The organism is Nocardioides sp. BP30, from assembly GCF_029873215.1.
Classification (GTDB): Bacteria; Actinomycetota; Actinomycetes; order Propionibacteriales; family Nocardioidaceae; genus Nocardioides.
Genome location: NZ_CP123620.1, coordinates 849978 through 871960, shown reverse-complemented (window position 1 = coordinate 871960; position 21983 = coordinate 849978). Strand labels below are relative to the sequence as shown.

The 21983-nt window shown below is 65.0% G+C and carries 13 protein-coding genes and 4 pseudogenes; 11 read left to right on the top strand and 6 right to left on the bottom strand.

Going from position 1 to position 21983, the window contains the following annotated elements:
• Positions 1–28: 28 nt before the first annotated feature.
• A complete protein-coding gene (locus P5P86_RS03990) occupies positions 29–1348 on the top strand; it encodes an amidohydrolase family protein (protein WP_280609992.1) in 1320 nt (439 codons plus the stop codon).
• Positions 1349–1362: 14 nt separating this feature from the next.
• Here the strand turns inward: P5P86_RS03990 and P5P86_RS03985 are convergent, their stop codons facing one another.
• Positions 1363–2061 (bottom strand): tyrosine-protein phosphatase, encoded by a 699-nt coding sequence (locus P5P86_RS03985; RefSeq protein WP_280609991.1) that lies wholly within the window; start codon positions 2059–2061, stop codon positions 1363–1365.
• Between the two features lie 36 nt (positions 2062–2097).
• Positions 2098–4356, bottom strand: coding sequence for an MMPL family transporter (locus P5P86_RS03980; RefSeq protein ID WP_280609990.1), 2259 nt, complete (start codon positions 4354–4356; stop codon positions 2098–2100).
• Positions 4357–4472: 116 nt separating this feature from the next.
• Between P5P86_RS03980 and P5P86_RS03975 the strand changes: the two genes are divergently transcribed.
• Positions 4473–5084 (top strand): TetR/AcrR family transcriptional regulator, encoded by a 612-nt coding sequence (locus P5P86_RS03975; RefSeq protein WP_280609989.1) that lies wholly within the window; start codon positions 4473–4475, stop codon positions 5082–5084.
• Between the two features lie 24 nt (positions 5085–5108).
• Here P5P86_RS03975 and P5P86_RS03970 read toward each other — a convergent pair whose 3' ends face one another.
• Positions 5109–6248: an acyl-CoA dehydrogenase family protein gene (locus tag P5P86_RS03970; protein ID WP_280609988.1), complete on the bottom strand. Its 1140-nt coding sequence runs from the start codon at positions 6246–6248 to the stop codon at positions 5109–5111.
• Positions 6249–6313: 65 nt separating this feature from the next.
• Between P5P86_RS03970 and P5P86_RS03965 the strand changes: the two genes are divergently transcribed.
• The 4 genes and pseudogenes from P5P86_RS03965 to P5P86_RS20090 form a co-directional block, all read left to right on the top strand.
• Positions 6314–6922 (top strand): TetR/AcrR family transcriptional regulator, encoded by a 609-nt coding sequence (locus P5P86_RS03965; protein WP_280609987.1) that lies wholly within the window; start codon positions 6314–6316, stop codon positions 6920–6922.
• A 243-nt stretch (positions 6923–7165) separates the two neighbouring features.
• A complete protein-coding gene (locus P5P86_RS03960) occupies positions 7166–7657 on the top strand; it encodes a helix-turn-helix domain-containing protein (protein ID WP_280609986.1) in 492 nt (163 codons plus the stop codon).
• 63 nt (positions 7658–7720) lie between these two features.
• Positions 7721–7936, top strand: a complete 216-nt coding sequence (locus P5P86_RS03955) for a hypothetical protein (RefSeq protein WP_280609985.1) — start codon at positions 7721–7723, stop codon at positions 7934–7936.
• A 12-nt stretch (positions 7937–7948) separates the two neighbouring features.
• A pseudogene (locus P5P86_RS20090) lies at positions 7949–8416 on the top strand (integrase core domain-containing protein); the annotation flags it as partial.
• A gap of 118 nt (positions 8417–8534) precedes the next feature.
• Here P5P86_RS20090 and P5P86_RS03950 read toward each other — a convergent pair.
• Positions 8535–9731 (bottom strand): annotated as a pseudogene (locus P5P86_RS03950) (IS3 family transposase).
• A gap of 259 nt (positions 9732–9990) precedes the next feature.
• On the opposite strand from P5P86_RS03950, the gene P5P86_RS03945 reads away from it, so the two are divergent.
• The gene (locus P5P86_RS03945; protein WP_280609984.1) at positions 9991–10953 is read left to right on the top strand and encodes a site-specific integrase; all 963 of its coding nucleotides are present in this window, start codon (positions 9991–9993) and stop codon (positions 10951–10953) included.
• A 178-nt stretch (positions 10954–11131) separates the two neighbouring features.
• Here the strand turns inward: P5P86_RS03945 and P5P86_RS03940 are convergent, their stop codons facing one another.
• On the bottom strand, positions 11132–17371 hold the full coding sequence (locus P5P86_RS03940; protein WP_280609983.1) for an RHS repeat-associated core domain-containing protein: 6240 nt from the start codon (positions 17369–17371) through the stop codon (positions 11132–11134).
• Between the two features lie 707 nt (positions 17372–18078).
• Between P5P86_RS03940 and istA the strand changes: the two are divergent.
• The 3 genes and pseudogenes from istA to P5P86_RS03925 all read left to right on the top strand — a co-directional run bounded on the left by istA (position 18079) and on the right by P5P86_RS03925 (position 20099).
• Positions 18079–19295 (top strand): annotated as a pseudogene (gene istA / locus P5P86_RS20085) (IS21 family transposase).
• Positions 19295–19801, top strand: a pseudogene (locus P5P86_RS20080) (ATP-binding protein); the annotation flags it as partial. The pseudogenes istA and P5P86_RS20080, both read left to right, overlap by 1 nt.
• A gap of 79 nt (positions 19802–19880) precedes the next feature.
• Entirely contained in the window at positions 19881–20099 is a 219-nt protein-coding gene (locus P5P86_RS03925) for an ATP-binding protein (protein ID WP_280609980.1), read from the top strand.
• A gap of 530 nt (positions 20100–20629) precedes the next feature.
• Here the strand turns inward: P5P86_RS03925 and P5P86_RS03920 are convergent.
• Positions 20630–20989: a hypothetical protein gene (locus P5P86_RS03920; protein WP_280609979.1), complete on the bottom strand. Its 360-nt coding sequence runs from the start codon at positions 20987–20989 to the stop codon at positions 20630–20632.
• A gap of 210 nt (positions 20990–21199) precedes the next feature.
• On the opposite strand from P5P86_RS03920, the gene P5P86_RS03915 reads away from it, so the two are divergent.
• Complete coding sequence (locus P5P86_RS03915) at positions 21200–21940, top strand: hypothetical protein (protein WP_280609978.1); 741 nt, start codon at positions 21200–21202, stop codon at positions 21938–21940.
• Positions 21941–21983: the final 43 nt, after the last annotated feature.

The following is a 21983-nucleotide window of genomic DNA, read 5'->3' as shown; positions in this document are numbered from 1 at the left end:
GATCAGCCACCGGAAGGGACCCAGCACCATGAGCACACCGTTCGCCCTCACCGACGTCACCCTCGTGACCGGTGACAGGGACGGCACCGTCCGGCCCGCGACCACGATCGTGGTCGACGGCGAGGGCCGCATCGCCCAGGTCGGCGCAGCCGCCGAGGTGGCCGTGCCGGCCGGCCACCGGATCATCGACGGGAGCGGGCGCTTCGTCGTACCGGGGCTGATCAACGCCCACACGCACCTGTTCGCCGACGGCAAGCCGCTGCCGCCGATCCTGCTCAAGGAGTCGGCGGAGGCGCTGGTGGCGGCCTTCATGCACAGCCCACCCGGCGGCTGGATGGTGAAGCGACGGACCCGGGCCAACGTCTCGACCCAGCTGCACTCGGGCGTGACCACGCTGCGCAGCGTCGGCGACGTCGGCTACGAGGTCGTCGCCGTCGCGAACGAGATCGCCGCGGGGAGGTACGTCGGGCCCCGGGTGCTCGCTTCGGGCCCGCTGATGGCCATCAGCGGAGGCCACGGCGCCCCGCAGATCGCCCTGGTCAGCGACTCGCCCTGGAACGCGCGGCGCAACGTACGCCGGAGCCTGCGCAAGGGCGTGACCGCGATCAAGATCGCGGCGACCGGCGGGGTCACCGACGCCCGCGTCGTCGGTGAGGCCGGCCGTCCCCAGATGACCGAGGAGGAGATGACGGCGATCTGCGAGGAGGCGCACAACGCCGGCATCGTGGTCGCCGCGCACGCGCAGAGCCGGGCCGGGATCACCGCCGCGCTGCGCGCCGGCGTCGACACGATCGAGCACGGCGCCAGCATGAGCGAGGAGATGATCGAGCTGTTCAGGGACAACCCCCGCTCGCTGCGCGGGTTCTCGGCCTTGATCCCGACGCTCCAGGTCTGCCTTGCACTGATCAAGCTCGATCCCGAGCTCACCGGCATCAACGCAGTCGCCCGCGCGAATGCCGAGATCATCGGCGAGGAGATGCTGCGGGGCGTGGCGGACGCGATCGCCAACGACATCACCATCGGGATGGGCACCGACGCGGCGTTGACGCACGTGACGCACTACAACACCTGGCGCGAGCTCGACCTGCTCGTCCGCTTCGGCGGCCTCAGCCCCGCCCGGGCGCTGCACGCGGCGACCCAGGAGAACGCCCGCATCCTCGGTCTCGACGCGGTGACCGGGTCGGTCCGGACCGGCTTGGCTGCCGACCTGGTCGTCCTGGACGCCCACCCCCTCGAGGACTTCCGGACCTTCACCGCGCCGCACTGCGTCGTGGTCGGCGGCACCGTCATCGAGCGCCCGCAGGTCACCCGCTTCGCGGAGATCGACGAGCGGCTCGACACGATCTGAGCGAGCCGCCGCGCTCAGGCGCCGCCGACGAAGCGAGCCCGGAAGCGCTCCAGCGCGGCCGGGTCGCCGCCGTGCTCGACGTACCAACCCTCGACGCCACCGGGGTGCGCGGTCACCGTGTCGACGACCAGCCGGCCGGCCTCCTCGGGTGCGGCGAGCCACTCCTCGCGCGAGCGCCCGGGCTTCAACCCGCCGGCGGCGGTGAGGCGCGCGACGACCCCGTCCATCTGCGCCGCCGTCAGCAGGTAGTCGGCGACCACCGCCTCGGGCTCGACGCCGGCGAGCAGCAGGAGAACGGCGACGACGATGCCGGTCCGGTCCTTGCCTGCGGCACAGTGGATCAAGGTCGGGCCCTCGGGGGCGAGCAGTCCCGGTACGGCGGTGACGCGCTCGGCCGCCGTCTCCAGGATCGACGCGTAGACCGCCACCAGGCCCAGCTGCGGCATCCGGCTCAGATCCCCTGCATCGTGCAGCTCGTGCGCGACGGTGAGCGTGCTGGTCGGCCACGGGTACGGCGAGCGCACCCGCTCCCGCTCCGCCCGCAGGTCGATCACCGCCGCGGGCGGCCAGGAGACGCCCTCGGGGAGCCCGGTCGGGTCGAGGTCCCCGTCGTAGGGGGCATCGCTGCGCAGCAGCACCCCCGGACGGGTGCGACCTCCACGGGCGAGCGGCAGGTTGCCGAGGTCTCGGAGGTTGGCGAGGCGACTGGTCACCCTGGGATCTCTACCACGTCCACACGAACGACCCGTTCACACCGAGGCGGTCTGCGCCTCGCCCTGCTGGGCATGCAACCGGCGCTCGAGGCTCTCGCCCTCGATGTCCAGATCGGGCAGCAGCCGGTCCAGCCAGCGCGGCAGCCACCAGATGTGCTTGCCCACGATCGACATCAGGGCCGGGACCAGGGTCATGCGGACCAGGAAGGCGTCGGCGATGACACCGACCGCGAGGGCGAACCCGATGGTCTTGATCAGCACGTCGTCACCCAGCGCGAACCCGCAGAAGACGCCAGTCATGATCGCTGCCGCCGCGGTGACCACGCGTGCGCTGTGGCTGAAGCCGGTCCGGACGGCCGCACGAGCCTCCTCGCCGTGGACGTACGCCTCCCGCATCCGGGTCACCAGGAAGACCTCGTAGTCCATCGCCAGGCCGAAGAGCACGCCGGTGAGCAGCAGCGGCAGGATGAACACGACGGGGGTGGTCACGTCGAGTCCGATCAGGTTGTTGAGCCAGCCCCACTGGAACACGGCCACGGTGGTGCCCAGCGAGATGCCGACCGAGAGCAGGAAGCCGACAGCGGCCTTCAGCGGCACCAGGATCGAGCGGAAGACCAGCACCAGCAGGACGAACGCCAGCCCGACCACCACCAGCAGGTAGCGCGGGAAGACATCGGTCAGCTTCTGCGAGATGTCCACGCCCACGGCGGTCTGACCACTGACCAGGGCGCGCGCACCCGTCCGGCTCGTCAGGTCCGAGAGGTCGGCGCGGATGGTGCCCACCAGATCTTTGGTGGCCTGGTCGGAGGGGCCGCTCCGCGGGATCACCGTCACCGTCGCGTAGCGCGCCGCATCGAGCTGCTTGACGAGCTGCTGCCGGGCGGCCGGGGTGGCGTCGCTGCCGGCCCCGGCCGGAGGGATCACCGCGACGACGTCGGTCTTGACACCCTCGATCGTGGCGACGGCCGTGTTCACCGCGTCGAGCGCCTGCTGGCCCGATCCGGCACCGGCGGTGTCCACGACGACCACCAGCGGTCCGTTGGCGCCCGCACCGAAGGAGTCGGCGATCAGGTCGTAGCCGACCCGCTGGTCGCTACCGGCGGCGGCGGTGGCGTTGTCCGGGAGGGCGAGCTGCATCTTCGTGACCGGGAACGACAGCACCGCGGCCAGGAGGATCCCGCCGACCAGGAACGGCACACGCAGCCGGGCGACCAGCTCGACCCACCGGCGACCGTTGGTGCGCACGTCGTCACTGCCCTCGGCGTCGCGGGCCTTGAGGAAGCGCAGCTTCCCGCCGAGCACCCGCTTGCCGGCGAAGCCGAGCAGCGCGGGCAGCAGGGTGAGGGCGATCAGGACGGCGAGGGCGACCATGCCGGCACCGCCGAGACCCATCTGGGTGAGGAAGCCGATGCCGCAGATCGAGAGTCCGGCAAGCGCGATGATCACCGTCAGGCCGGCGAAGACGACGGCGGAGCCCGCCGTACCGACGGCGCGGCCGATCGCCTCCTCCGGGTCGCGTCCGTTGCGGACCTCGTGCTGGTAGCGGGACATGATGAAGAGGGCGTAGTCGATGCCGACGGCGAGGCCGAGCATGCTGCCGAGCGCGGAGGTCGTCGAGCTCAGCGTGAGGAAGCCCGTCAGGGTGGTGATCCCGAGCAGCCCGATGCCCAGCCCGACGATCGCCGTCAGCAGCGGCATCCCGGCCGCGATCAGCGAGCCGAAGGTGATGACCAGCACGAACAGGGCGACCAGGATGCCGATCCCCTCGGCCGCCCCGCCGGCGCTGGTGCTCTGGAAGGCGTCGCCACCGATCGCGACGGTGAGCCCGGCCTTGGTGCCGCTCGCCTTGGCCGCCTCGGCGGCTGACTTGTCGGCGTCGGTCAGGTCGACGGCCTGCTTGGCGTAGCTCACCGAGGCGTAGGCGACGGTGCCGTCCTTCGACACCGTCCCGGCGGTGAACGGGTCCGCGACCGAGACGACGTCCTTGGTCTTCACCAGGGCGAGCGCCCGCTCCACAGCCGCCTTGTTGGACGCAGAGGTGAGCTGCTGGCCCTTCGGCGCCTGGAACACCACCTGGGCGCTGGCACCGTCGGGCGCGGCGCCCGGCGTACGGGCCTTGATCAGGTCGAACGCCTGGGTGGACTCGATGCCGTTGAGGGTGAACTGGTCGTCCGTGCTGCCGGCCAACGTCTTGGAGCCGACGCCGACGCCGATCAGCAGGACGAGCCAGAAGGCCACCACGATGCGGCGGTGGCGGAAGCACCACCGGCCGAGCCGGAACAGCTGCCATGCCATGCGATCAAGCCCCTTCGTCGGATGCGTACGGCACGTCGACCGGGGACCGACGGCACCCTGAGCGTAACCAATGTGGGAGTTACTACCAAAAGATAGTGTCTGTTATCTTCACCACCATGGGCTTGCGCGAGATGAAGGCGGCGCGGACGCACGACACGATCCTCAGAGCCGCGCTGCGCCTCTTCGAGACGCAGGGGTACGACGCGACGACCATGGAGGAGATCGCTGCAGCGGCCGAGGTGGGGACCTCGACCCTCTACCGCTACTTCCCGACCAAGGAGATGCTGCTCGTCACGCCGCTGAGCCTGCGTGGCCACCTGGTGGCCGAGTTCCGCCGACGACCCGCGGAGGAGCCGCTCGAACAGGCACTGGGGCACGCCATCGAGGCACTGATGACAGCGCCCCGCGCCGAGATGGCAGAGCGCCGGGCCATCTTCGAGATCCTCGCGGTAGCCCCGGCGGCGAAGATGCGGTTGCACGACGAGGTCCGCCAGGAGCGCACCGAGCTCGAGGAGGCCGTCGCCGAGCGACTCGGCCGCCCGCACGGCGACATCTTCAGTGTCGTCACCGCGCGGTTGGCGATCGCCATCCTGGAGACCGTGGGCGACCACGCCCCCGACGTACACGACGATCCGGCCCAGGCTCAGAAGGCGGCCCGCGCCGCCATGCACGCCATCAGCGCTGCGCTGCAGGCCGAGGCGCCGGCGGTGCCGAGCTTCGATCTCTGAGGCGCGACCCCTCGAGGCCGGCCGTCAGCCCAGGGTGCGGCTGATCACCAGACGCTGGATCTGGTTGGTGCCCTCGAAGATCTGCATCACCTTGGTCTCGCGCATGTAGCGCTCGACCGGGAAGTCGCGCGTGTATCCGGCGCCCCCGAGCACCTGGACGGCGTCGGTGGTGACCTTCATCGCGTTGTCCGTGGCGACCATCTTCGCGATCGACGCCTGCCGGGAGAACGCCCGGCCGGCATCCTTGAGCCGGGCGGCGTGCAGGTAGGTCGCCCGGGCGGACTCGACCGCCGCGGCCATGTCGGCCAGCAGGAAGGCCAGGCCCTCGTGCTGGATGATCGGACGGCCGAAGGCCTCGCGCTCGCGTGCATAGCTCACCGCCACGTCGAGCGCGGCCTGGGCCACTCCCGTGGCGACGGCGGCGATCCCCAGCCGACCGGAGTCGAGCCCGGCCAGCGCGATGGGAAGGCCCTGGCCCTCGGCACCCAGGCGCCGCTCGGCCGGCACCCGGACACCGTCGAAGAGCATGGTGGCGGTGGTGGAGCTCATCAGCCCCATCTTGTCCTCCGGCGCGTCCGCGCGCAGCCCCGGCGTGTCCGCCGGCACCAGGAAGCAGGAGATCCCCCGGCCGCCGTCGTCGGAGGTGCGCGCCATCACCTTGTAGAAGTCGGCCTCGCCGCCGTGGGTGGTCCAGGCCTTGGCGCCGTCGATCACGTACTCGTCGCCGTGCCGCACGGCGCGGGTCCGCATCGCCGCCGGGTCCGAGCCTGCATGGGCCTCGGAGAGGCAGTACGCACCGAGCAGCTCACCGCCGAGCATGTCGGGGAGCCAGGTGTTGCGCTGCTCCTCGGTCCCGGCCTGCGCGAGGCCGAAGCAGGACAGCGCGTGCACACTCGTGCCGACGCCGACCGCCGCCCAGGCCGAGGCGATCTCCTCGACCACCTGGAGGTAGACCTCGTACGGCTGCTCACCGCCGCCGTACTCCTCGGGGTAGGGCAACCCGAGCAGGCCGGCACGGCCCAGGGCCCGGAAGGCCTCGCGAGGGAAGCGGTGGGCGCGTTCGGCCTCGTCGACGTACGGAGCCAGCTCGCGCGCGGCGATGGCGCGGGTGAGCTCGATCAGGTCGGTCGACTCCGGTGTCGGCATCAGTCGCTCTGCGGGCATGGCGTCCCCTCGGGTTGCGGTACTCATCACTGTACTCCCGTCGCGACGCTGGTACGGTTTTCGGTATGGTGACGCTAGGAACGACCACCCGCCGCTCGGCTCGGCGGGACGAGCTGCTCGACGGTCTCGTGGCCCTCTTCCTCGCGGAGGGGTTCCGCATCGCCAGCATCGAGGACTGGTCGGCGCGGTTGCAGTGCTCGAAGTCGACGCTCTACCAGGTCGCGCCCAGCAAGGAGCAGCTCATCGTGGCCGTCGTGCGCGACTTCTTCCGCCGCGCGACCGAGGCGGTCGAGACACGCATCGCCGAGGAGAACGACCCGATCGCCCGGATCGGCACCTACCTCGAAGCCATCTCGGCCCAGCTCGCACCGGCCTCGCCGGCCTTCTTCACCGACCTCGAGGCGTTCGAGCCCGCACGGGAGATCTACCTGCGCAACACCGCGATCGCCGCTGCCCGCGTCCAAGAACTGGTGGCGACGGCGAACCGGGAGGCGGATGCCAGCGCGAGCCTGGACGCTGCCTTCGTCGGCGCTGTCGCCGGGACCGTGATGGCGGCCATCCAGCGCGGCGAGATCAAGTCCGCCACCTCCCTCGACGACGCCGCCGCCTACCGGCTGCTCGCCGACCTGATCGTGGCCGGGGTGACGCGCTCGACCGTGCGGAACGGCCGCTGATCAGCGAGCCCTGTCGGGACGGCCCACCCGGACCCTTCGGAAATGACGAACGGACCTACGTTTCCGTAGGTCCGTTCTCGCCGATGTCCTGAAGACATCATCCGGTGGCAGGTGAAGGATCCTGGTTCAGGAGATACCGGACACATGTCGCACGACACCCCGGACAGGGTGTCTCAGGAAATACCGGGCACCTCGCCCCATGCGACGGGCAGGTGTCATGACACCTCGCGGTAGGTGTGCGGGATGTCAAAGGCCCGCCTGGTCATCACCGCCGTCATTGTGGAGAAGCGCTCCGTGACCGAAGTCGCCCGCGACTACGGCGTGTCCCGATCGTGGCTCTATGAGCTCCTGGGCCGCTACAAGACCGACGGCGAAGCGGCGTTCGAACCCCGCTCGCGACGCCCCAAGACCAGTCCCAACGCGACACCCACAGTGGTGGTCGACCTCGTGCGCGCGCTGCGCAAACAGCTCACCGAGGCTGGACACGACGCCGGCGCGGAGACCATCGCCTGGCACCTGCAACACCACCACAGGCTGAATCTGTCCCGCGCCACGATCCACCGGATCCTGGCCCGCAACAACGCGATAGCACCCGACCCGAGTAAGCGCCCCGAGTCCTCCTACATCCGCTTCGTCGCCGAACAGCCCAACGAGACCTGGCAATCGGACTTCACCCACTACCGCCTTACCCAACAAGACGGCACCCCGGGCGCCGACGTCGAGATCATCACCTGACTCGACGACCACTCCCGCTACGCCCTGCACATCAGCGCACACCTCCGGATCACCGCCAAGATCGTGGCCGACACCTTCCGCATCGCCGCAGGCCAACACGGCTATCCCGCATCCACCCTGACCGACAACGGCATGGTCTACACCGTCCGCTTCGCCGGCGGACGCGGTGGCCGCAGCATGCTCGAACATGAGCTGCGCCGACTCGACATCACCCAGAAGACTCACGGCCGAACCACCCCACCACCTGCGGCAAGGTCGAACGCTTCCAACAGACCATGAAGAACTGGCTGCGCGCCCAACCACCCAGCGGCCACCATCAACCAACTCCAGACCCTGCTGGACCGCTTCGCCATCGAGTACAACACCACCCGGCCACACCGCTCGCTGCCACACCGCTCGCTGCCACGCCGAGCAACCCCAGCCACGACCTACCACGCGCGCCCCAAAGCCGCCCCCGGCAGCGACCGCAGCGCCGATACCCACGACCGGGTCCGCACCGACAAGATCAGCAAAGCCGGCAACGTCGCCCTGCGCATCAATGGGCGACTACGCCACATCGGCATCGGGCGAACCTACGCCGGAACCTACGTCCTGCTCCTGGTCGAAGACCTCAACGTCCGCATCATCAACGCCGCCACCGGTGAACTCCTCCGCGAACTGACCATCGACCCCAACCGCGACTACCAGCCCACCGGACGACCACCCGGCCCAGCCCGCAACACCACCCAAAAACCAAACAGCGGACCTATGTTTCCGTAGGTCCGCTGTCCGCGATGTCCTGAGACATCACACGGTGGCAGGTGAAGGATTCGAACCTTGGGTCTGCTGAACGATCAGGGGACTTCTGATTACGCTGCCTGATCGGCGGCCTTGCTCATCATGATTTCGAACTCGATCGGGTCAACCGACCGAGCCGGTCTTGGCGTCGACGGCGGTGGTAGGTCCGCTCGATCCAGGACACGATCGCGATGCGGAGTTCCTCTCGGGTGTCCCAGCGACGGCGGTTGAGGACGTTGTTCTGCAGCAGGCTGAAGAACGACTCCATCGCCGCGTTGTCGCCAGCAGAGCCGACCTGGCCCATCGATCCGAGCATCTGATGACGCCACAACGCCTGCTGCAGCTTCCGGCTGCGAAATTGCGACCCGCGATGAGAATGCAGACGACATCCATCAACCCCGATGCCATCGATCCGACGCCTGGCGACCGCGTTGTTGAGCGCGTCGACAGCGATCTTGGACTCCATCCGATCGCTGATGGAGTACCCGACGATGCGGTTGGACCAGACGTCCTTGATCGCGGCAGAGGTACAGCTTGCCTTCGGCCGTGCGGTGCTCGGTCAAGTCGGGCAACCACAGCTGGTTGGGCCGCTCGGCGCTGAAGTCGCGGCGCACCAGGTCCTCATGCCAGGTCCTCATGCCAGGTCCTCATGCCAGGTCCTCATGCGCGGGCGCGCCGACCCTGTTTCCGCCGGCCTTCTTGCCGCGCTTCTTCTTTCCGAACACGCTCCACCAGCCGTTGTCCGAGCAGATCCGCCATACGGTGCGCTCTGACACTTCGTGGCCGGCGTCGCTAACCTCGTCGAAGAGGAACCGGTAGCCGAACTCCGGGTCGTCTCGGTGGGCGTCGAACAACGCGTTCGCGAGGTAGGCCTGGCTCAACTCCGAATCGGTGACGGGGTTCTTGAGCCAGCGGTAGTAGGGCGAGCGACCCAGTCCGAGCGTCTCCAGGGCGACCTGCGCGGGCACACCGCTCGCCGCGAGGTCTCTCACGAGCGGGTAGAGCCTTTTCCCGGGAGATTAGCCTGCGACAGATACGCCGTCGCCCGGCGAAGTACTTCGTTCTCCTGCTCCAGACGCCGAATCCGGCGCCTTGCTTCCCGCAGCTCGGCGGCCTGGTCCTTCGTGAGGCCGGGCTTGATGCCGTCCTCGACATCGGCTTCACGGATCCACTTCGAGAGTGTCACCGGATGCACACCGAAGTCGTGCGCGATCTGCTCGAGAGTCTCACCCGGACCGCAATCACGGGCGACCCGGATCACGTCATCCTTGAACTCTCTGGGATACCTGCCAGCCACGATGGACCATCCTTCCAGCCAGGACCCTCGTCCTAGCCGATCTGGAAGTCCCCTACTCGTTCAGCAGACCCCTCTTCGGGCTGGCCAGCAAGCGCCAGGGGCCCGTGGTCCGCAAGCGGCCACTGCTGCCGCAGGACCTGCTCACCCTCATCGATACGATGGAGCACGACATCTACGCGGCCGGCGTCTCGGCCGCGCGCGACAGCGCGACACCCTCGCACCGTGGCTGCGGTGGGCCGCGGCACTGCGCCGCTCGGAGGTGGCCGCGCTGCGCTTCGGCCAGGTCGAGCTCCACCCGCACGACGGGTTGTGGATCACCGTCGGCAAGTCGAAGGCCAACCAGGACAACGCCAAGCCCTCCCTAATAGCCGTGCCCTACGGGTCCGCAACGCGCACTTGCGTCGCGTGTGCCTACGTCCACTGGGCAGGCCTGGTCGCGATTGCCTCCGATCCCGATCTAGACGCTTCAGAGCAGCGTCGGGAGACGATGCGGATCCTGTTCAACCACCAGACCCATCAGCCGGAGTGCACGACCCACATCTGCCGGGCAGGTCTTCCGGACTCCCCAGCGCTGGCTGCCGAGCAGCCCGTGCTGCGAGCGACCTACCGCAACCGGCGCACCGCCACGATCGCAACGCCGACCTGGACCTCGGGGAACCTGGTGTCCGCCGGCGGGACCGGTGAGGCGCCGCGGCTGCGCGGCATCACCGGCAATGCGCTGGGGGAGATGATCCTGACCCGCCTCGACGCCGCCGGCTATCGAGCCGACCTGTACGGCTACCACTCGCTGCGCGCCGGCCTGGTCACCCAGGGCCGGCGCGCAGGAGCCTCAACCCGCGCCGTACGCCTGGTGACCCGTCACAGCTCGGATGCCATAGTCGACGTCTACGACCGCCAGTGGAACCCGCTACAGGGCTCCGCCACGCTACGCACGTCGGCCAATGGCGATGAGCGCGGCGTCCGCTGCTCTCGGCAACCATACGGGATCTGCCACGCTTCAAGCACTGCATGGGCACACGACAATTCCTATCGATCAGACGCATTCCGAAAGTATTGGACTTGTTTCTGCGCAACCATGACAGCATGTATCGTTCCGGCAATAAAGACCAAAATGAGCACGACGCCTGACCAAATGCCCCAAGAACCGAGATGCGCCGTCAACAGAACCAGGCCAATAGCGCCAAGAAGGCCGATAGGAACTGTTCGCCATCTTAGCGCCTGAGCGCAGGCAGCCTGGGCACACGCTAATTCGGACTGACCCCGCCTAGCCGGAAGTCCCCGATGCAGCCGATCTACGTAAACAGCAAAGTAACGAACGGCGAGCCTTCTCTCCGGCAGACTCAGCGCGTGGAACGGCGCTGGCGCCATGCTTTCCAAACTCAACCCAACCACCATCGCCTCTAAAACAGATTTCCGAGGAATCCGGCAACGCCTCCGATGAGATCACCGATGCCGGTGCCAATGTCATGAATTACGCCTTCCACGCTGCACACGGCACTCCCGTACCCGGAGACTAGGTCGGCGATAGTTCCTGCTGTGCCCAGTGAGATGCCGGCAGCAGAGGCGGGCAGGCCAACGATGTCCGGCAATCCCGGTGCAAGACTCGGGAGCGAAAGAACGGTTCCGGCCGCACCAAGAATAAAGCCTGGGCACGCGTCGTCATTACCTTGCATACAACTGCGGTCGGTATAGGTCGCATAAGCACCCGCCAACAGACCAGTGGCCCCTAGAGCCACCAGTAGCGGGACTGCTTCCGCACCTACACTAACGGCGATGGCCATTGAAGTGATGCCCAAGGTTATGGAGATCATACCCGCGAGAAGACCGGAGGAATCGCAACCGTCTCGGCCGGTCAGGTCCGGATGATTTATCGGGTCACCAAAGCTATAAGTATAAGGGTTCGCACATCCACCCTCAACAGGATCTACAGTCATGAAACGGCCCTCGGAGGGATTGAGAGCACGTGCGCCCAGCATAATTAGCCCTGAGGACGAATCCGTGGTTTTGCCGAACGCGCCGTTCGCGCCAAGCTGATCCGTACCGCCGGTGTTGCTCGGCGCCTGGCCACTGATTAGACGACCCCACGGGTCGTACGTGGCTGGCGATCCAATGACTGCACCCGAGTCGTCGGCCGACGCAACAAGGTTCCCCTTTAGATCCGAGAACGACCAAACATCGTTACTCGAAACATTCGCCAAACTCAACACGACGCCACCAGCAAGAGGGACCTGCAGCATCCTCGTCGTTCCAGCGATTGCCTCCGATGCAACGTCGGAATATCCAGCATAGACATACTGAACTACATCGCTACCGCTTTGAACCCGAGTTACGCGATCGACCGCATCGTAACTATATGTCGTCGTCATGCCGGAAGCCGTCGTCGTGGTTGCAAGACGACCGGAAGAATCCCACGTGAGCGACATGCCATCGTCTTCCGTCTGATTGCCTCTCCCGTCATAAGCGTAGTTCGACGACACACGAGAGCCAGTCATGGATGAGACCAACTGATTGGCCATGTTGTAGCAGTAATCGGTAGTCGACGACGAACCCGAGATATGGTGAATTGTGACGCTCGTCCGGTTTGTGTCTGCACCCTGCGAAGAGTTGACGCATCCCTCTGACGGGCTGTTTGTTCCATAACCGAAAACCGCAAGCCCGTCCGATTCGTAAGCCGAAACCAAACGTCCCGAGCCGTCGTAAACATAATCCGGCGCGTCGACTCCTGCTGGGTTCGGATTGGTCAGCTGCGTGCCGTCAACATCTTGCAAGTCGGTGACAATCCGACCCGCAGCAGATCTCGAGATCTTTTCGCCGCTAATGAACCCCCCGCTCGAATCGTCGTTGAACAGAACTTCATCCTCGCGCTGGAAGGCGTCATAACTTATCGCCGCCGAATCACCGTTGCCGTACAGCACTCCGCTGAGTTGCCCGCCGGGGCCGGAATACGTCATCGAAGCAACCCGCGTACCATTCACATATGTTGCGTCCACTTTGCTTGTTTCGGAGTTGATGAGCGGCACGATGGTGCCCTGCGGGCCCGCTGTGCCCGCGACTAGGCCCGATCGGGTATACATCGTGGCAGTGGTGGTTCCACTCGCATCCGTGTAACTAACCGGCCGCCCCAGGAGGTCGACCGTCGAGCTAATCGTTCCAGACCCGTCGGAAACACTACTAGTGGCAGGGTTTCCGCCAACGTTGTAGCCGTACGAAACGGTGCGAGCTGCTGAAGTTGCGTTCGCAGGAATCGTCACCGAGGTAACCCGGCCCCGAGAATCGTACGCGGTGCACTGCCATAGTGCCGAAGTGATAGATGCTGCTGGTCCGACACGACGGCCGACTTGCCGGCCGGCCGCATCATAAACGAACTGCTGCTCGCGTCCGGCTCCGCCGTTGGCGCCGGGCTCCGTCTCAGCCTCAACTTGGCCGCCTTGTGGCGTGTCGGACGACACTCCACACACGGCCGCAACTGGTCCACCGATGCCGGAGTAATAGTCGTAGGTGGTAGTCGCCCCGCTGGGAAGGGTCGAACTGGTGCGACGGAGATATCCTGCCGATGGCGGCTCGTAAGTCGTAGTCGTGGTAGTCGCTGCCCCAGTGCCCGCTCCAGCTGTCTCCGCAGTCGGCAAACCGTATTCCGGGCCCAAGTTCTCAGCCGAATATGTCGTCCTCGTCCGCAGTCCGTCTGGGTCGACCGCCGACGTGCTCAGCCCGTATCCAGGACTCAGGGATGAAAGCGGCACCTCCGCCAATGTGCTGCTGCCGGGGGCCAAAAGCATTACGTCAAACCCTGTCGTTGACGCTGACGATTCTTGGAGGTCGACCGATATCGAATGGACTCCTGCCGACAGAGATCGGTAGATCGGGTCTTCTTCAAATCCATACCCGCAGGAGGGTGACAACCATCCGGAAAATTGGGTGTTGTTTTCTGCGATACTCGCTGGCGGAGGACCGTGGTAGTAGCCCTCGTTCGCCGAGTCGGGTGTCACGTATGCGTCAGTGGTGGTCTCCAACGATCCGTCGATGTCGACAGTAAGATTAAGATTCGAGGAGTTGAAGACACACATCATCCACTGGCCGCTGCTGGGCAAACTGATCGTTCCCGTCAGACGCATTGACCACTGGTGGTCAGTATCAGTGCCAATGTTCGCCGGCGTGGACCCGGACGGCCACTTCGCGCACAGGCTCGTCGAGTTCGAGTCTGCCGAGGACTCCTGACACGCTGAGGCTGGTGCATCCACACCGGTGGTGTGAAGCACGGGGGAGCCGGACTCCGCGCCGTTCGGCCAGTACTCTGCCGCGAGCCCACTGAGCCCCTCGTCGTAGGTGTTAGTGGCATGAGGCACCACAACACCGCAACCTTCAGCACTTGACGAGTCAGCGAGCGGCCGATAACCGATTGCAGGACCATTCGCCGTTACTCCTGACGGCATCGAGGCCGCGTCGAAGCAAGCGACCGGCGCCGGACCATACTTATCGGTGACGTTCGACTCCTCGTCATACACCTGGCTGGTTTGCTCGCCATCTCGAACGGACATAATGGGCCGATCTTGAGAATCCCAGGTTACGTAATTGGTGGTGCCGTCTGCTGACAGTTGTGCCGAAATTCGGCCTTCGGCGTCATGGTCGACCTTTTCGTCATATCCGGACGATGGATCATACCCGCCGATTGAAACGGAAGTCGAGCCCGCCCCCGCTGAAGTACTTGACGATGAATAGACGTAGCTTCGCGATGCCCGGTCTGGTTTGGTACCAGTCTGGGGCTCCAGGATCGAGCTGACCCTTCCCATACTGTCGTAGCTTATCCAAGTGTCGAACGCGCACTGTCTATTTTCGTTTGAACAGTCTTCGCCCGAGATTTCACCAGCGGATATCTCGTCGTTTGCCAGCGAGTCTCGGATATCGTCGAGGCGGTTATCTGAGTCGTAGCCATATACAGTGTCGCTGTTCCCCGGGTTGTCAACCTCTGCCAGTTCTGCGTTTGCGTTGTAAGTAAAGCTAGTGTGCGTTCCGTCCCAGTATTTTACCGCGCACAATAGGGCAAAAGCATTGGGAACCGCGCAGGCGCTCGAAGCTCCATACGACAGGTCGATGGTTCTATTCGAAACTGGGTCTCGGATTTCCTGTAGTACGAGCGGGGAGCCGGTCGTCGCAGATTCTGGTCCGTAAGCGTATTGTAAAGCAGTCGGATGCAGGTCGTCTGCCACTGTCGACATTGCGAGAAGTTCTCCGCCCGTCGAGAACCGATACATGTATCCGTCTGTGGTATTTAGTTGAAACGCCCCATCTGCCAACGATAACGAATCATTTCCTCCGCTTGCCGGAGTATAGGTCCCGTCGCCATTCGGAACGAATGCCTCAGTCGCCCCCAACGGACTCCGAAGCACGACAATTTCTCCCATGTCTGAGATTGACGTCCATTGGGCAGTCGCGCCTGTTCCAAGTGTCCAACCAACGGGCAAGCCGTTAGCGTGTGGATTAAGCCACGACGACGGAACGACGCTCGGCACCGGAGAAGTGGGGTCCGTTAAATTATTCGCCCATAACTGGATCTGAGTCGCCTGCGCAGGATCCCAAGCGTCAACCTCGATCTGATGCGCGCCACCGGCCACTCCGGATCCGAACGATAAGGACTTCCTCGTCCCGTCCCAGTCATCGAATATCGGCGTGGAAGAACCGTCGAGATAGATGCGCATCCCTCCGCTGGCAAGGCCGCCTAGCTGCCAAGTTCCGGTCGGTACAGTCACAGTTCCGAGCCATTTTGCCAGGTATGGCGTTAGTGCCGGAAGGCCACCGATCGGAGGCTGTGTCCGCGTGAACGAATCGGATACCGTATCAATCGATGGCGTCACCGCCGTGCCAACGCTTGTCGAGGGATAGCTGTGATTTCCAGTGTCGAGATAATAGGAGGCGGTCAGGCCGTACTGAGACCCCGTATCGATAGAGGACCCGATCGAATTGTAGGTAAGCGTGACGCCAGCCGGGCCCGCAAGGGTGGTCATGTGCGGAGTTTGCGCCGAAAGTACCAAGTTTCCGGTCGTGAGATTCACGGATTCCGTTGCTGTTGCGGCACCGGGAGACGGTGAGCCCTGGCTGGGGGTCGACGTCTGCCCAGGGGCAGCGCCGACACTGTCCATGGAACTGGGACCTCCGCCACCAGCGCGGAGCTTCACCGTGATCTCAGTTGGGGTTCGCGGGTTGGCAGGTGGAGCAATGACTTCCGGTCCAGTTGCCTCTGGGTTTTGATTCGAGTCGGCTGCCTGCACACTGACCCAGTACGTTGCACCATCCACGAGGGAACCTGGCGGTACTGCCCATGTCGGGTCAGAGGTTCTCACCTCGTGACCCTCAGGACCAGAATCTGCGCCGAGCGTGAACGGTTGCTGGATCCAACCGGAATCCGCGACGATCTGTCCATCCGCGTACCCAAATTCGGTTTGAGTAACCTTGAAGTCGTATGTCACGTTCTGTGGCTGGTCGCACATCACTCCATCGCTTGTCGGCAACGGAGAGTCGTACTTGCACATCTCGGTGTCCGTCGTACTCGCAGTAAACGTGGGCGTCGATGTTGCCACGACACTGCCCTGAGTGGGCGAAATGAGTTGTGGTGCGGCCGGTTCCTGGTAATACACGAACGAAGCGTAGATGTTTGCTTCCGGTAATGTGACGGAGGCGTAGCTTTGGTTGCCCGTTTGCTCGCTGGTGTCTATTCCCTGCGCGTAAAATCCAAACCACGACCCCGAGGGATGCGCGACGAACCAACGGGTGACAGGACCAGAAATTACGTTCGCTGGTGCCCCGGTAAGATTCTGCGCGAGCAACTCTCCGTTGAGCACGCCCGACCAGTTAGTCGGCAAGCTGTTGAGGCCCGTGATCTCTCCATATTCCATCGGGCAGATGTGGCTGGCGCATGTCGCCGAAAGCTCGGCGTCTGTCATCTGCCAGCCCTGTTGCCCCAACGCACGGGTTGGTGTTGCCGGAGTTGCGATGTAGGCCGCGCCGTCCCAACTTGGGCCGGTTCCCGCTTGGCCAACAACCACGCTGCCGTTGGAGGTCCCACCGGATGTTGAAAATGACTTTGCCTGCGATGCTCTCGACGGCGTCGCCGGAACAAACGATGGATCAATCACGATGGGGAACGCCGATTCGCTGACGCCAGTGAGCCATGAGCGCGAGATTTCCACAGAGATCGTATCGCCCGCAACACGGTAATGCACTCCGCTGGCTGTGATACCGGGAGACCCCGATGGTCGCTGCGTGCTAACTTTCAGGTTGTGCTTGGACGACGGAGCTGATGTAGCAATCGTTGGAGCGTGGATCGTTCCCAGAGTCTGGCCGCCGCGCCGAAGGTCCAGACTACCATTAGTGTTTTCGTGGACCGTAGCACCTTCGACTTTGAATGAATAATGCGCCGCCGCTTGCCGGTTTTTTAGGATGATGCTTTCTTCTACAGAATCCGAAGTCACCACCTCATGGAGATCGGTTTCCGGCCACGCGTCCCGGTATACCGCCGCGGCGTCGCTCACCTCCGGCTTGATCTCTTCCTTCGCTGTTTGTGTTGCGATCGGGCGTATCCCGACACTTCGGTCGAGCACGTCAATGCTTTCAAATGAGTCTGTTCCGTCAATCGGACCGAAGTGCACGTGCCAATTATTTGCACCAGAAGACCATTGGCCTGGCGCGATCTTGGTGCGAGTGAGTGTGGGATCAATCTTCTGCCAAGTCGCTGACCTAGTCGGCCTGTAGAATTTCGGGTGGGCGTAGCTTTTAATAGTTAGCGATCCGTCACTATCTTGCCATGTGCTAGTCGTGGCCGTTCGATCGGCCGTGATCTCATGGCTTAGGTGCTCAACAGTCGCTGCCGGGGCAGATGTGGGAGCCTGATGTGCTCGTAGGGCGGTCGGTGTCTTCAACTTTGGCGACTTGACGAGTGACGCGCGCTCATGCACGGTCGCGGCTTCGGCGCGCGCTCGAGTTGCATCTAGAGACGCGGTCCCGCCGAGTATCAAGCTGCTAATCGCAAGCATGCTAACGAGGCGGCGGCGGTGGTGCGGCAGGTTGACCACAGGGCGCTCCAATAGGGTAATGAACTCCGCGGGTTGCCACGGAGTTCTTTCGGTGCACCCGGGAGGAAGGTACTGGCAATCGATGCATTAGTCAACGAACTAGTTTCGCTGATATTTACCTGACGGGACGACGTTGGCGGAAGCAGAGCGTTGCCCGGTTCCGCCCTGTCCTCTAGGGCTCGGCTGGTCGCAACGCGCTGAATTCGCAACCAGTTGTCGACGACTCTTGAAAAACGAGGCCATAGCGACGGTCGGAACCGAGGCCACCCAGACAGATTGGATGGGTGATCTCAGTGGAGGATTGGGCTCTGATCCGGCGGCTGGTCGCGGACGGTGTTCCGCAGCGGCAGGTCGCAGGGGATCTGGGGACGGCAGGTCCACGGTCAAACGGGCGTTGGCCTTAGACCGACCGCCGAAGTACGAGCGGCCGACGGGGCCGACCTCGTTCACGCCGTTCGAGCCACTCGCACGGCAACTGCTCGCCGCGACGCCGGACATACCGGCTACGGTCATCGCCGAAGAGTCGGCTGGACCGGATCGATCACCTGGTTCGGCGAGAACCTCGGGCGGCTGCGACCTGAGCTTCGTCCCCTCGACCCCTCGGACCGGTGACCTGGCTGCCGGGTGATGCGGCGCAGTGCGACCTGTAATTCCCGCCCAGGAAGATCCCGCTCGAGGACGGCTCGAAGGTGCTGCTGCCGGTGCTGGTGATCGCGGCCGCGCACTCGCGTTTCATCCTCGCGAGGATGATCCCGACCCGGCACACCGCCGATCTCTTGCTGGGGATGTGGGAGCTGCTTCAACAGCTCGGTGCGGTGCCACGGCGGCTGATCTGGGACAACGAGTCAGGCATCGGCCGCGGCAAGCGGCACGCCTACGGCGTCGGCGCGTTCACCGGCATCCTGGCCACCAGCCTGCAGCGCCTGAAGCCCCACGACCCCGAATCGAAGGGCCTGGTCGAACGCAGGAACGGCTACTTCGAGACCTCCTTCATGCCCGGTCGCGACTTCGCCAGCCCGGCCGACTTAAACACCCAACTCAGCGAGTGGCTGACCATCGCGAACGCCCGGATCGTGCGCACCATCAGGGCCAAGCCGATGGACCGGCTCGATGTTGACCGTGCCGCGATGCTGCCCCTACCACCAGTGCCGCCGGCGGTGGGTTGGATCAACCGGGTCCGGCTGGGGACTACTACGTCCGCATCGACAGCAGTGACTACTCGGTCGACCCGGCGGTGATCGGCCGGTTCGTCGACGTGTCCGCGGACCTGGCGCGGGTCGAAGTGCACCACGAGGGACGAATCGTCGCGGCCCATGACCGGGTATGGGCACAAGGCCAGACGATCACCGACCCAGCGCATGTCACCGCAGCGAAGGTGCTGCGCGAGCAGTATCAGCAGCCGCGTTCAGCACCAGATCCATACGAGGGATTGGTGCGCGACCTTTCCGACTACGACCGCGCCTTCGGCCTGGTCGACTCCACAGCCGAGGAGGTGGCCTGATGACAACGGCGAAGCCGACGACCGGCAGCACCGAGGCGCTCAAGCAGCTGACCTACCTCGCATCCGCGCTGAAGGCGCCCCGGATCACCGAATCTGCTGTCCGGTTGGCCGACCACGCCCGCGACGCCGGCTGGACCCACGAGGAGTACCTCGCCGCGGTACTCGACCGTGAAGTCGCCGCGAGGAACGCATCCCGTGCCCAGCCGCGGATCCGCGCCGCCGGGTTCGCCGCCAGGAAGACGATCGAGGAGTTCGACTGGAACGCCCAACCAGCCGTGCGACAGCAGATCGCATCGCTGGCATGCGGTGGATTCCTCACAGAAGCCCGCAATGTCGTGCTGCTCGGCCCGCCAGGCACCGGCAAGACCCACCTGGCCACCGGCCTAGGGATCGCTGCCGCCAACCACGAGCACCGAGTGCTGTTCGCGACCGCGACCGAGTGGGTCACCCGGCTCGCCGACGCCCACCGCGCCGGCCGGCTACCCCAAGAGCTCGCACGCTTGCGGCGCTACGGGCTGATCATCGTCGACGAGGTCGGTTACCTACCCCTTCGAACAGGACGCCGCGAACCTGTTCTTCCAGCTCGTGTCCAGCCGCTACGAGCACGCCTCGCTGATCCTCACATCCAACCTGCCCTTCAGCGGCTGGGGCGGCGTCTTCGGGGACCAGGCCGTCGCCGCAGCGATGATCGACCGCGTCGTCCACCACGCCGACGTCCTCACCCTGAAGGGCGCCAGCTACCGGCTACGCAACCGCGGAATCGACACCCTGCCCAGCATCAGAACCCAAGACACGGCAGACTGAACAGCAACGAACGGTGGCCTCGTTTTCGAGCGTCGCATCGGCCTCATTTTCGAGCGTTGCCGACAGCCGGAAAGTCAAAACTCGGGCGCGTATAGGGCGCGGCGTGCTCTGCTTCGTCGCTCCGCACGGCGGGGAGGTCAGTGACAACTTCCTCCCGAGTGAGCGAGCTCCATGTCTGCGCTCGGTTGCGGCGAACGTCCTAGGGCTGGCTCCCTGCTGCACTCCGCCCAGAACGCCACGCGCTGCACACGTTCTATATGCGGGTTGCCTCGAAAATGTGGCGCCGTCGACGGAAACCCACGATGCGACACGTTCCCAGGCATACGCCCGCGGCGCTCAGCGACACGGAGAACGTCGCCTGTTCCGGGTAGGCACGCTGTCGCCGTCCCGGAGCGCGCTGCGGGACATGCACTCGCTGCAACTTCAGCGCACGGGTGAAGGTGCGCCCATCCATCGCATTGCCGCCGCACCTGCGAGGCCGACCGACTAGCGACCGCACACCGGAGCTTGCGCATTCGTCGCGGAGACCGTCAGGGTCCCTTAACGATCTGATCGGGGGACTGCAGGCGGGTGGGCGGGATGTCGCCGAAGATCCAGAAGTACTCCAGGTAGTCGATGTAGCCCTCGGCGTCCAACCACAGCAGCAGACCGCCATACGGCTCCCCCGCCTCGTCGAGCACCGTCGGCATGATGGGCACTGGGCTCTCAGCTGCGGAAGCGGGGCACCGTCTGTTGACGATCAGATGCAGCCAGTCGACCGGACCATCGACGTACGTGAGACCTTCAATCTGGGCGAGTAGCTCCTGCTTGCCCAGGAAGTCACCTTGATCCAGAAGTGCGCGTACGACGGCCCTGATGTCCTCGTCGTGAATCGTCTCCGCGCCCTCCACGAGCAAAGTGTGTACCAGAGGTCCCGCTTGAAGGGCGGTGGTCGCACGGATGGCGTATGTGCCGCCCGCTGGCGCACTATTGGGCCCAGGCGCGTCACACCGCCGCGAGGCGGCTATGCCGGATCTGCTGATGGCTGTCGGTCCCGGGCCGGACAACGTCGCGCAAGTATCTTGCGACCGGGTCGTGTCGTTTCGGCTTACGCTCGCATCGTGGCAGAGCAAGAAGAGCTCGCGGAACGACTCCAGACCGCGCACAACCGGTGGACCACCGTGCGCGGCACGTTCCGGACCTGGCGGCACGGCGAGCTCACCACGCGGGCGTTCAGAGACTGGCACCACCTTGATGAGCCGGCCGGAAGCCGCCACAGCCCGGCAGCCTCGACCCTCGTCGTCACCGCCGTGCGCACCGACGGCGAAGCCAACCTTGAGTCGCAAGTCGAGCACGTCCTCCGCGTATGCGCTGCTGACAACGGTCGGCAACGCCGCGCCGAGGCGATATCGCGAACCGGCGAAGAGTGGCTGCCCGATCTGGTGGTCGTCGACGAACCATGGTTCTGGACTCGCAAGGGCCGCGTCGTCCAGACCAACGACGGCAACCCCGATTCGACTCACGGCGGCGCCGACTTCGTACTTCTGCTTAGGCCACATGCAGTTCCCGACGGGTTCGACTTGAGCGCCACCGGCGCAATCGAGACCGTCGCGGGGCGTCCGTGTGACGTGGTCGTCGCGACCCCCAAGGACGGTGATGCTCACGAAGGGCGACTCCCCGGAGCGGAGTTCTTCGACATGATCAGTGGAGGCAGAGACTTTCGGCTTTGCGTCGATCAGGAGACGTCGACTCTGATGCGGATCACCAAGCTCGTCGGCGGAGAGCCCGCCGAGATCATCGAGTATCTCGACATCACCTTCGATGAGCCGGTCAGCGAGGGGACCTTCGGACCGCTGGCTTAACGGTCTGTGCGAGCGTCGCTCCTCCCGCTTCTCGCACAGCTGT